The 1,339-nt window shown below is 67.4% G+C and carries 1 protein-coding gene and 1 pseudogene; both read left to right on the forward strand.

The window, feature by feature from the left end:
* Positions 1-338 precede the first annotated feature (338 nt).
* Positions 339-1,151, forward strand: a complete 813-nt coding sequence (locus ACY34I_RS40385) for an IS5 family transposase (protein WP_462760827.1) — start codon at positions 339-341, stop codon at positions 1,149-1,151.
* Positions 1,152-1,170: 19 nt separating this feature from the next.
* Positions 1,171-1,339, forward strand: a pseudogene (locus ACY34I_RS40390) (ISL3 family transposase); the annotation flags it as partial.

A 1,339-nucleotide genomic window follows, 5' to 3' on the forward strand; every position in this document is an offset into this window, starting at 1 on the left:
AGCCCTCGGCTACGAGGGCTGCCTCAACCTCCTGCACAAGTACATCAACCAAGGCCGCGCGGACGCCGACCACAGCCACATCTCCCCGCGCCGGCTCGCCCGGATGATCCTTACCAGGCCCGACAACCTCAGAGCCTGGTAAATAAGGGTTTCCGGTTCCGGCGGGCCCGGTGGAGATCGCCAACCGTGACGGCGGCCGGCGTGGTGGCGTGACATGGGGAAGGGCCTTCGGTACGAGCAAAGGCGACTAAACCAGCACGACCGAAGGCCCAACCCTGTCTGTATACCTTGTCGCCGGCGTCGCCGTATCCACCACCCCGGCCACGCTCGACGATCACCTGCCCACCGCCCGGCCACGGCACTACCCGTCCGACACCTCTGATGTCGAATGGCAGGTCCTGGCTCCGCACGTGCCGGCCGGGACCGGACGCGGCCGGCCGATCACCTACCCCCGCCGCGACATCGTGGACGCGATCCGCTACCTCGACCGGACCGGCTGCCAGTGGGACGCGCTGCCCGCCGACTTCCCGCACCACAAGCTCGTCTACCACTACTTCAAGACCTGGACCGCCGACGGAACACTCAACCGCATGCACAACAGCCTGCGGGAGCAGGTCCGCGAACAGGTCGAGGGCCGTACCCGGCAGCCGACTGCTGCGCTGGTCGATTCCCAGTCGGTACGGGGCGCGGAGACCGTCGGCCGGCGCGGGCGCGGCTACGACGCGGGAAAGAAAGTCAACGGCCGTAAACGGCACATCGCCGTGGACACCTGCGGCCTGCTGCTCGCGATCCTGGTCACCGGCGCGAACGTCCAAGACCGCGACGCCGCCCGCCCGCTGCTGTGGGCACTCCGCGCCTGCTTCCCCACCATCCGGCTGACCTGGGCCGACGGCGGCTACGCCGGCAAGTTGGTCGACTGGGCCGCCACCCACCTCACCCTGACCGTGCAGATCGTCGCCAAGCTCGCCGGGCAGACCACCTTCGTCGTACTGCACCGCAGGTGGTGCGTAGAACGCACCTTTTCTTGGATCAACCGGTGCCGACGCACCGTCCGCGACTACGAACGGCTACCTGAGCACCACGCAGCGATGGTCCAATGGGCCATGATCATCGTCATGACCCGCCGCCTCGCCCACCACCAACACACCTGAAACCCTTATTTACCAGGCTCTCAAACCCGAGCATCGAGATCTTCTGGCACGCCTCACCGCGGCCTGCCCAGAGATGACCAGACTGGCCGCCGTTGTCGGGGGCTTCGCCGAGCTCCTGACGCCTCACGCTGGAAATGCCGACCGGCTCTCGCTCTGGATCGGCCAGGTCCGCGCGGTCGATCTACCTA

Source organism: Micromonospora sp. RTBAU3-60 (assembly GCF_054963695.1).